At 65.0% G+C, this 10707-nt stretch carries 8 protein-coding genes; 1 reads left to right on the top strand and 7 read right to left on the bottom strand.

From position 1 onward, the window contains the following. Positions 1–78: 78 nt before the first annotated feature. A complete protein-coding gene (locus LCHO_RS23045; RefSeq protein ID WP_150105542.1) occupies positions 79–951 on the top strand; it encodes a hypothetical protein in 873 nt (290 codons plus the stop codon). Here LCHO_RS23045 and LCHO_RS23040 read toward each other — a convergent pair. From LCHO_RS23040 to LCHO_RS21310, 7 genes are all read right to left on the bottom strand, one after another. Further along, positions 948–2291: a site-specific DNA-methyltransferase gene (locus tag LCHO_RS23040; protein WP_012349278.1), complete on the bottom strand. Its 1344-nt coding sequence runs from the start codon at positions 2289–2291 to the stop codon at positions 948–950. The two genes, LCHO_RS23045 and LCHO_RS23040, sit on opposite strands and share 4 nt — an antisense overlap. A 1436-nt stretch (positions 2292–3727) precedes the next feature. Next, complete coding sequence (locus LCHO_RS21335; RefSeq protein WP_012349276.1) at positions 3728–4453, bottom strand: tRNA-uridine aminocarboxypropyltransferase; 726 nt, start codon at positions 4451–4453, stop codon at positions 3728–3730. A gap of 57 nt (positions 4454–4510) precedes the next feature. Further along, the gene (locus LCHO_RS21330; RefSeq protein WP_012349275.1) at positions 4511–4852 is read right to left on the bottom strand and encodes a zinc ribbon domain-containing protein YjdM; all 342 of its coding nucleotides are present in this window, start codon (positions 4850–4852) and stop codon (positions 4511–4513) included. 100 nt (positions 4853–4952) lie between these two features. Continuing rightward, positions 4953–5606 (bottom strand): response regulator transcription factor, encoded by a 654-nt coding sequence (locus LCHO_RS21325; protein WP_012349274.1) that lies wholly within the window; start codon positions 5604–5606, stop codon positions 4953–4955. Beyond that, positions 5603–7147: a sensor histidine kinase gene (locus tag LCHO_RS21320; RefSeq protein ID WP_012349273.1), complete on the bottom strand. Its 1545-nt coding sequence runs from the start codon at positions 7145–7147 to the stop codon at positions 5603–5605. The genes LCHO_RS21325 and LCHO_RS21320 overlap by 4 nt, the downstream gene beginning before the upstream one ends. Before the next feature lie 44 nt (positions 7148–7191). Continuing rightward, positions 7192–9381: a D-(-)-3-hydroxybutyrate oligomer hydrolase gene (locus tag LCHO_RS21315; protein WP_012349272.1), complete on the bottom strand. Its 2190-nt coding sequence runs from the start codon at positions 9379–9381 to the stop codon at positions 7192–7194. A gap of 91 nt (positions 9382–9472) precedes the next feature. Beyond that, positions 9473–10672 carry a substrate-binding domain-containing protein gene (locus LCHO_RS21310; protein WP_043706120.1) on the bottom strand — a complete coding sequence of 400 codons (1200 nt, stop codon included), beginning with the start codon at positions 10670–10672 and terminating at the stop codon, positions 9473–9475. Between the last annotated feature and the right edge of the window lie 35 nt (positions 10673–10707).

Raw genomic sequence — 10707 nt, 5'->3', positions numbered from 1 at the left:
CGGCCGTGAATTGCCGCAGCGGCGTCTTGAATACGGGTCCATGCTAACGTGATGCGAGATCGTACTCACAGTAGACACATGACTTTTCTTCGCCAAGTCGCCACCCCCATCGAAATCATCACCGCCATCGACGCCTCGATCCGATTTCCCGAGATCCTCGACGCCTGTAAAGAAAAATATGCCAAGGACATCGAACTTTTTAAGACGCTAGTTCGGGGCGCTAACTCGAGCGCGTCTCTCCTCGCTTCAATTCGAACGAACACGTTCTCCGGTGAGCAACGTATGTCGCTGTTGAAGATGTACCGCCGCTGCGTTTCCCCGGTAATTGACACCGAGATGGCGAAGAAGATTACCAAAGTCACTACGGAAAGTTTGGTGTCATCTCTCGGTCACACCTTCAAACCCATTGCAAAGCTAAAAGCCCAATTCGAAACCATCACGGCCGATCAAGAGGCAGCACTCGCGGCGTTGATTGGTGAATATGACACGCGGGGACAACTCGGGTACCTTTTGACCGGGCAGTTTTTCGATTGGTTTGAGCAGCATTTTGCTCAGGTTTACACGATCGAAGGCCCTCGGGGCGCTGGCCGTGATATCGAGCTGTCCACCGTATTCCCGGATTTTCGAGGCGACTATCCCTGCGATTTTGTCATTCGGAATGCACGCCGGGAAGTCAAAGCTGTGGGTTTCGCTCGTTACGACTCAACGCGTGGCGGAGCGCAATCCGACGATCGAACAGGCGGAAACTCAGACAAGGTTTCCAAAGCGCAGGAATACTGCAAGCGATCAGGAAAGAGCTTTAGGCTGGTATTCCTGGCGGACGGGCCGGGTTTAGGCCATGTGGACACGTGGAAAGAGGCCGTAAAGCTTGATGACGCTTGGGATGGAAATATTCGGGTCATCACTCTGAAAACGGCCGTGGCACAGCTGACCTCCAACTGGCTCGGTTAAGGTTTGGGGAGTAGGCCAGCAAGGCCAGAAACTTCCGCGGGGTGCAACTTCGAGATCTCGTGATCGACTAGTAGACTGAATTCGGCACTTACAGTTTCATGTTGAACAGTCGAAGCTTTAAATTCGGAAAACAGATCTGGCGGTGTTTCCCCCTTCACGAAATCCCCCATCGGATTTCGGCCGAGCGTAAGGCGTTTGATCGCAGTCTTGACCGCAAGCAGTGACTGATCGATCCCGATCCATTCTCGACCGAGCACATCAGCAGCATGGACAGTAGAGCCCGATCCAGAGAACGGGTCAATCACAAGGTCTCCCGGGTTGCTGCTAGCTGCAACAATCATTTTCATCATCTCGAAGTTTTTCTCGGTAGGGTACCCCGTGATGAGAATGCTCTGATGATGCGCATCCCGATACTTGTCCCAGTAATCTGTCAGCGCTAGGCCTTTGTCTGCTGGCAGATAAACCTTGCGCCTGGGATTCCCATTTTTTGACCAATGAATTTCACCCTTGGCGTCGAATTCATCTAGTCGTGTGGGTGTGTATTGCCAATGCTTGCCTGCGGGCGGCATTTCTCCTCGCCAAAGGCCACCAGTCTCTCCGCGCCTGGTGCCGGGGGCATGGACGGGCACGAGTTTGTATTGCCCCTTAGAGTCGACCTTTGGATATTCTTTTGCAATCCAATCTGGGTCGGGATTCTCCATGGGCTGATTCCACGTGTAGCTGTCGCTCTTGCTGTAGAAGAGAATGTAGTCGTTAAGATTTGCGTATTGATGTTTTGTAAAGTTCTTGCTGCTGCATTTGCGCCGGGTGATTATGTTGCGAAAATTCTTGGCGCCGAACACCTCATCCAAAATGAGTTTCATTTCGCCCAACATTTGATGCCCGATGTGAACGTAGATCGACCCCTGGTCTGAAAGCAATTCCAACATCAGTATCAAGCGTCGTCGAATGAATTCAATGTATCCCGCATCTGAAAGTGCATCGTTGTACGCGTGTTCTTGGTCCCTCGATTGAAAATCGAGCCCTGTCGCGTATGGGGGGTCCAGATAAATTAGTGTCGCCTTCTTCCCCGATGCGAGTAAGTTGTGAAGTGCAAACCAATTGTCTGACCAGACTAAGGAGTTCGCTCTCACCGAGTCATCGCGGACAGTTCCGGCAGGGTCAACAGAAACGAATGGAACGCTGACCTTTTGCAGAATGCGTTCACGTGACAGTTTGCCGGGATATTCGATGGTCGCTACTGTGCCCGCGAGTGGTAGCAGGGGCGAGAGATCACCCACCCTAGACGCGAGAGTTGCGGAATCGCCTTCGAGTTCGCTCTTGTTGTGTCCGACAGCCATGATTAAAAAGTTTGGTAACCAGGAAACCAAGTTTAACAAGGTTTTGCCGCAATGGAAGGCACAAGGCCAGGAACAGCTGGCAATGTCTCGGAGTAGCTCCCGATCGATCAGAAGCCGGTCAACCGGCGTCGATTCGCGTCAGCCGTAGCCGACGATTCGCACAAGCGCATCTCATCTCCAGGGACACCGCTCCCGGTGCCACCTACCTTGACTACGGAAAATTCATGCCCAGAACCTCGACCCTGCCCAGCCTCTTCCGCGTGAACACGTTCAGCCTTCCGACCCAGTTGGACCTCAGCATCCATGTGCGCTTCCGCCGCTGACATCGACGCCAGCCAGGCCTGAGCGCCGGCACCACCCATCCTGAACGCCCAAGGCCCACCGGTCATGGGCGTTTCGCATTTCCGGGGCACCCGATGCACCGTGAGGACGCCTTACATGACCTCGACCACCACCTTCCACCTGGTCCGCCAGGTACGTATTCAGCCCCCGGTATTGACAAGAGCCGAAGTGGTACGGAGGGTGAGTCGGGTTTGGCGGCAAGGTCGCCGCGTTGCAAGCGGACTCAGCCGCTGGGCTGGTTGTGCATCGCCAGCGCTGCCACCGACGTTCCAGGTTTGAATGCCTGCTCAACGATCCAGGCCATGAACCGCTCACAGTAAACGTGCCGACCACGCGCGTTCGTACGCAACACGCGCTGCTCGCTCCATTCAGGGGTGTGTCCACAAGCTTCCATGTGGACGCATGTTCGGCTCTCCCCCAGCCTGCGTACAGAGGGCCTTCAGCGGACGCTTACCCAGCTGTCGGGGAACCAGAAGCAGCAACGAGTCCACAGCTTCCTCCTCATCACCCGACAACACTCAACTCGCCCAGAACAATCCGCCACCCCGCCCTTGCACCCCGCGTCCGAAACGTCCACAGCCATCGCTTAAACGGACCCAGCTACTTGGCCAACTCCACGACGATGTGCCTGCACATCGACCTCAGGTTTCTGAAACACAGCATGACTGCGAGGAATACCGCCTCCGCTGTCAGTCCAACCCGGTCGTCATGCTGGTCAAACCCAGCCAGACGTTTGCCAAACACCCCCCGCCGTTCGACAAACAAGACCTGCATGCAAGGGCACACCGCGCCCCTGTTTGTGCAACCCAACCCTCCGTGTGACTCGCATTGACGCCCCGGTGCATGCACATCGAGGTGATGTTTCCCAACACCGTGCTCATGTTTCACAAACACTGCATCGATGTTCATGCACATCGCTCCGTTCTGTGCCCGCACACCGATGCCGTGTTGGACAACTCCGTGGTCCATGTGCCCTCGCACTCCGCTCCTGTTTCCCGAACCCGAGCCCTTGTTGCATGCACATTGCCGCGTCGTTTATCGAACCCGCCCCCCTGCCGGCCCCGCGCGGCGTGATGCAGCGCACGCTTTACCGCTCAGACCGGCGCTTGCAGCCCCAGTTCACGCAAGCGCTGATGCGCCGCGTCCTCGCTGTCCGGCGGCACGCTCTGCTTGGCGCGCAGGTAACGGCTGCTGTAGACGTCCAGATAGGCTTCGAGCGTCTGTGCCGCATGCAGGTCGCCGGCCAGGGCCAGGCACAGGGCGGCCACTTCGGAGGTGCAGAAGTGGTGCGCGTGGGTGGAGCGGCGCAGGCGGTAGCGTGAGAGCTGTTCGGGCCGCAGGCTCAGCACCGGGAAGCGCTCCAGCCAGGGGCTCTTGCGAAAGATCTTGCGCGCCTCGGACCAGGTGCCGTCGAGCAGCACGAAGAGCGGGCGCACGGCCGCATCGGGCGCGGCGGGCAACCGCAGTTCGGTGACCACCCGCTCGGGCGCGACGAACTCGCCGGGGAACACCACATAAGGCTGCCACTGCGGATCGGCCAGCAGCGCCAGCAGGGCGGGGTCGACGGCCATGCGTGACCAGCCGAAGGCGGCGGTGTCGGGCACCACGTCGGCAATCAGCCAGCCGGTGTTGCTGGGCTTGAGTGGCTCGAACTCGGCCATGATCAGGCACACGCCAGCGTGAGTCGTGGGCAGCACCGGCCGCAAGGCGCACATGCAATGGCCGGGGCTCAGGCGGCAGCCGGCGCAGCGCTCCTTGCGGGGGCTGCCGCGGTCGAGATGGGGGCGGGTGGCGCTGTGGGTCAGGCAGGCGGTGCGCAAGCGCGATACCGCGTGGGTTGTTGTTCTCACTCGGTCGAGTGGAGAAGAATCCACTCGTCAGGCCTTCTTGATGAACTCGGACTTCAATTGCATCGAGCCGAAGCCTTCGATCTTGCAGTCGATGTCGTGGTCACCTTCGATCAGGCGGATGTTCTTGACCTTGGTGCCGACCTTGACGACTGCAGAAGATCCCTTGATCTTCAGGTCCTTGATGACGGTGACCGAGTCGCCGTCATGGAGTGCATTGCCGTAGGCGTCTTTCCAGACCCGGACTTGTTCTTCTGCGCTGGCGGCGGATGCAGCGCTCCATTCATGGCCGCATTCCGGGCAGATGAACTGATTGCCGTCCGCATAGGCGAATTCGGATTGGCATTGGGGGCACGACGGCACGCCGCTCATGGGATTTCCGTTTCAACAAGGATCTTGGGGTGAGGGCTGCCGGACGGGTCCGGAACAGCGCTCGAGAAGTAGTGAGAAGTATAGGGAGCGGGTTGCGGGCTCACGCGGCGCCGTCGGCGCCCTCGCCGTCGACCAGGCTGGCGTACTGGCGGATCAGCTGCGCCAGCGATGGCGCCTCCAGCTTGGCGAACAGGTTGGCGCGGTGCGTTTCCACCGTGCGTGGCGACAGGCCCAGCGCGCGGCCGGCCTCCTTGTTGGTGAGGCCCGCGACGATCAGGCCCAGCACCTCGCGTTCGCGCTCGCTGAGCTGGGCGTAACGCTCGCGCGCGGCGCGGTCGGCCTGGTGGCGCTGGCGCGATTGCACGTGGCTGCGGATGGCGGCTTGCAGAGTCTCGATCAGCAGCTCGTCGTCGACCGGCTTTTCGAGGAACTCGGCCGCGCCGCTCTTGAAGGCGCGCCGGCACAGCTCGACCGTGCCGTGGCCGGTCAGCATCACCACCGGCTGGTCGACGCCCTCGGCGCGCAGGCGCTCCAGCACCGCCAGGCCGCTCAGGCCCGGCATGCGCATGTCGAGCACGATGGCGCCGATGGCGTCGCGCTCTTCGCCGTCGACGATCGCCGCCAGAAAGGCCTGCGGCTCGGCCCAGCTGCGCACCCGCAGGCCGACGGTGGCGATCAGCAGCGCCAGGCTCTCGCGCACGGCCTCGTCGTCGTCGATGAGGTGGATCAGCGGGGTCAGGTTGTGCGTGTTCATCGGGGTTGTGGCGGGACGGGGTCGGTGGCGGTGTCCGTGTCGGAGGCAGCGGGCAGGCTCAGCACGAACACCGCGCCACGCGGCTGGGCGGGCTCGAAGTGCAGGCGCGCGCCCATGCTGGCGGCGAGGGTTTCGCACAGGCTGAGCCCGAGGCCCAGGCCGCCGTCGCGGGTGGTGACGAAGGGCTCGAACAGGTGCGGCTGCAGGTCGGCGGGCACGCCGGGGCCATGGTCGGTGATGCGCAGCTCGACGCTCGCGCCGCTGTGCGTGGCCTGCAGCGCCAGGCTGCGTTGCGGTGCCGGCACCTGGGCCAGCGCGTGCAGGGCGTTGCTGAGCAGGTTGTGCAGGATCTGCTCCAGCGCCACCGGGTCGGCCGCGACCTGCAGCGTGGCGGGCAGCGCCAGTTGCGGCGTGACCTGCTGGCGCGCCAGTTCGTCGGCCAGCAGGTCGAGCGCGCGCCGCACCGCATCGGCCAGCCGCAGCGGGCCGGCGTCGTCACCCGGGCCGCTGGGCTGGACGACGCGGCGCAGGCGCTGCAGCACCTCGCTGGCGCGGCGGGCCTGGGCGACGGCGCGCTGCATCGCCAGCTGGGCGGTGCCGAGCTCGGGCGGGTCATCGGCGAGCAGGCGGGTGGCGGTCTGGGTGCTGGCGAGCACGGCGGTGAGCGGCTGGTTGAGCTCGTGCGCCATGCCGGCGGCCAGTTCGCCCAGCGCATTCAGGCGCGCCACCTGGCCGAAGCGCAATTGCTCCTCGGCGCGGCGGCGCTGCTCGGCCTGCGCCAGCCAGTTGCGGCGCAATCGCCAGCCGCCCAGCACCGCGCCGATGCTGGCGAGCGTCCAGATCAGCAGCGCCGCCCATGGCCAGGCGGCCCAGCCGGATTGCCACATCACCACCAGCTCGAAGGGCTGGCTGGCGGCGGCCAGGTGCTTGCGGAAGTCGAAGGACCAGCCGCCCTGCGCCGTGGCCTGCTGATCGCCGACACGCTGGCCGTCGTTCATCGGCAGCGCCCAGGCCGGGCCGCCGTCGACCTGCAGGGCCATGCGCAGCGGCTGTGGCGGCGCGCCCAGGTGGTCGATCCATTCGCTGCGCGGCACCATGCGCGCCAGGTCGATCTGCACCGCCACGGCGGCGCTCTGGCTGGCTTGCACGATGACGAAGCGGCCGGCGCTGAATTGGGCCGCGTCGGGCGTGACCAGTTCGGCGCGGCCGCTGCGTTGCGAGCGCTGTTCGGCGTCGCTCAGGGCTTGTGGGTCGGCATTGCCGGGTGGCGTCGGCCAGGCCTGGCCGGGCTCGCGGCGTGATACCCGCAGCACCGACGGGAAGATCGCGGGCAGGCGCTGTTCGGCGTCGTCGGATGCGCCGCCCGGGCCTTGCAGCAGCGCCAGCGTGGCGAGCATCGCCTCGTGCTGCACCGCCTGCTGGCTGAGCAGGCGGTGGGCGATGCGGGCCTGGGTTTCGAAGGCGTCACGCTGGCGGGCCTGGTCACGCTGCAGCAGGGCGGCGCAGCCGGCCGATGCCAGCAGCACGGCCAGCAGAAGCACCGGCCAGGGCGTGCGGCGCCGTGTCGTCACTCAGGCGCCAGCGCTCAGTCGGGCACCTTGAGCGTCGAACCCGACATCGTGATCAGGTTCGCCGCCAGCGGGCTGGTGGCGATCGCCGGCACGTGGGTGCGCGTCAGTGCATCGGCGCCGCTGGCTCGCGGCGTGGTGTGCACCACCTGGCTCGGCGGCAGGGCCTGGCCACGCTGCAGGTGCTCGTACATCAGGTCGAGCGCGTTGAACAGGTAGGGATGCAGCGGCACCACGCGGGTGTCGTAGCCGAGCAGTGCGCCGAAGCCGATGAAGCTGTCGAAGTGCTGCGCGTTGGTGACCTCGTAATAACGCACGTTGGCGGCGGCGCTGCCGTCGACCAGCTGGTTCTTGCCGAAGTAGGCCCGCGCCGTGTGGTTGACCGGCAGCAGCGTGTCGGTGCGGCCGGCCACGATGACGGTCGGCTTGCCACGCAACCGGGCACTGAGCTGCACCTCGTTGATGCCGGCGATGACGCGGTCCGACTGGGCCTTGAGCGTGCCGGTCAGGGCCGCGCCGTTGACCGGATCGAGGCCGGTCACCAGCGAGCGCATGCACAGCGCGCCGTCGAGCGCGAAGTCGGCCACCGTGGTCGACGGCGAGACCGCCAGGAAGTCGAGCTTGGCGACGCTGGTGGTGCTGGTGAGGAACGAGTTGTTGTAGACGATGTTGACGCCGCCGGTCGGCGGCACACCGTTACCGCTGGCGAACAGACCGGCCTGGGTTCCCGGAGCTTGCGCGATCACGTCGCCGGCCGCGTCGGTGTTGGCCATGCTGTAGCCGCAGACGTTGTCGGTCACGCTGAAGCGGCCGTAGCTGTTGATGTAGGTGACGACGATCGCGTTGGTGGCGAGCCGGAAGTGCGACTGGTGGAAGAAGTTCTGCTCGCTCTGCCAGCCGTACTGGTTGAGCTTTGCGAGCGCGTCGTCGGCCTGTGCTGCCAGCGTGTCACCCGCGATCAGGCCCTTGGCCTTGAGCATCGCGCAGCGGTTCTGCGCCGAGGTGGTGAACGCCGCCGGCCAGAAGGCTGCGCCCACCCCGGTGCCGCTGCTGGCCGACGTCGACAGGGCGGCGCAGGGCTGGTAGAGGTTGGCGTAGGTGAAGTAGTCGATCAGCGGCTTGCTGTGCGTGGCCACCGGCGTGGCCGTGCCTTGCTGGATCGCCAGCGTGGTGTTGCTGCCGGGCTGGGCGTTGGGCTCGGAGACGGCGATGCCGTCGATCAAGCCTTCGGTGTCCTGCTCGGCCGCGGCCAGTGCGGCGCCGCCGCCGTTGGACACGGAGGACGCGATCACCAGCGTGTTGGACGCCTTGAAGGTCTGCTGCCGCTTGGTCGGGTCGGTGGTGCTGACGGCGCCGTAGCGTTCGTTGAGCACGTAGAAGGCCAGCCGCACGGCGTCGAGCGTGTTGCGGCCCCAGTCCTTCTCGGGGTTCTGCTGCGAGTGGGCGTGCTTGAAGCCGACCCGGTTGGCGAAACTGCCGACGAAGGTGCTCAGGCTGGCGAGGCTGTCGGGCAGGCTGAAGATCGATTCGAGCCCGGCCACCGTGGCGGTGGTGGTGCTGCCGTTGCGGCTCATCACCAGGCCGCTGGTGGGGTCGTGCAGGCCGTTGCCGGTGCCCTTGTCGGTGTAGGCGACCGCGCAGCCGCGCTTGAGGCCCCATTCGCCGGCGGTGCCGATGGCGCCGTAGATGCCGCGCGAGCCCGACGAGGTGGCGGTGACGATGCACGGCCGCGCCGGGTCGAAGTGGTTGGGCACCTGCACCATCAGCGTGACGTTCTGGCGGCCGGTGCCGTCGTCGGCCCAGGCGATGTATTCGCGCCCGGCGATCAGGCCGGCGTTGTTGGTCGCCGAGCCGGCGGTGTCGACGTTGGGGCCGTAGAGCGTGCCCATGCCGCCGAGGGCGGTGGGGTCGACCAGCGCGCGGTAGTTGTTGTAGATCGCGTTGCGGCGCAGCTCGGCGGCGGTGGGTGCGGCGGCGTCGACGTAGGTCGGCGCCCCGCCCATCAGTCCGGCACGGCCCAGGCCGGCGGTGAGCAGGTCATCGGTGGCGCCGTCGTAGGTGCTCACCGTCACGGCGCCGCGCACGGCCGTGGGCAGGGCGTTGATCGCCTCGGCCGGGGTCACGGCGGCGCTGTCGCCACCGCCGCAGGCGGCCAGCATGAGCACGCTGGCTGCGACTGCCGTGATACGGAAGGTCTGTTGTTGCATGCGATTTCCTCCAACTGACGATTGTTGAGATGACCGTGAGGGACCGCACGGTAGCGTGAGCAGGCGTGACGGGCGTTCGGGAGAACCCCAATCACTGCTGCCGCTGATTCCGAATCGGCACCGCCATCTCCCCCGCACGAATCTCGCGCACCAATTCGGGCACCCCCCAAGGCATCGCCGGATCCGCCTTGATGCGAAAGTGATACATCGTCTGCATCGCCTGGTGATCCTCGACCCGAAACTGCATGCGCCCCTTCGGCGTGTCGAAGCTCATGCCTTCCATCGCGCGGATCAGCCGCGCGGTGTCGGTCTCGCCGCCGGTCTTGCGCAGCGCCTCGACCACCGCGAGCGCCGCACTCATGCCACCCGCGGTGAAGAAGTCCGGCGGCGTGCGATAGAGCTTGTAGTGGTTCGCCACCAGCCATTCGTTGACCGGATTCTTCGGGATGCCGAAGTAGTAGTAGGTGGCGCCCTCCATGCCCGGAAAGCGCTTGAAGCCGATCATCGCCGGCAGGATGTTGCCGCCGGTGGCGATCTCGATGCCGTGGCGCTTCAAGTCGAGGTCGGCGATCGTGAACGGGTTGCCACCGCCGGCCCACAGCACCCAGATGATCTTGCGGCCGGGCTTGTCTTTCAGCGCATCGATCAGGCGCTGGGCGCCGGCGTTGAAGTCGGTGGTGCGGGCGGGCAGGAACTCCTCGTGCACGATGCGCGCCTTCTTGATGGCGTCGCGGAAGGCCTTCACGCCGTCGCGGCCGAAGGCGTAGTCCTGCGCCAGCGTGGCGATGCTGACGCCCTCGCGGTCGAGCGCCATCGCGTTCGAGACCGCGTCCTGGCTGGAGTTGCGGCCGGTGCGGAAGACGTAGCGGTTCCACTTCTCGCCGGTGATCGAGTCGGCCACCGCCGGCTCGACCACCAGGATCTTCCTGAACTGCTCGGCCACCGGCAGCAGCGCCAGCGCCACGCCCGAGCTGGTCGGGCCGACCGCGAGGTCGGCCTTGTCGTCTTCGTAGGCGGCCACCAGCTGGCGCCGGCCGACCTCGGGCTGGCCCTGGTCGTCCTTCTCGATCACCACCAGCTTCTTGCCGGCCACCGTCATGGTGCCGCCGGTGGCGTAGTCGAGGCCCATCATGAAGCCGGTCGAGGTCTGCTTGCCGTAGGCCTCGAGCGGGCCGGTCAGGCTGTGGATGTGGGCGATGCGGATCTCGGCCTGCGCCCGCGCGGGCGCACCGGCCAGCGACGCCACCAGCGCGCTCAGGCCGACGGCGGCGAGCGCGAGTCGACGCCGCATCGGCCAGGCTGGGGCGGCGTCGGCCATCACGGGGC

The sequence above is a fragment of the Leptothrix cholodnii SP-6 genome, assembly GCF_000019785.1.
In the GTDB taxonomy this organism is placed as follows: domain Bacteria; phylum Pseudomonadota; class Gammaproteobacteria; order Burkholderiales; family Burkholderiaceae_C; genus Sphaerotilus; species Sphaerotilus cholodnii.
This window is presented reverse-complemented; position numbering and strand designations above follow the sequence as displayed.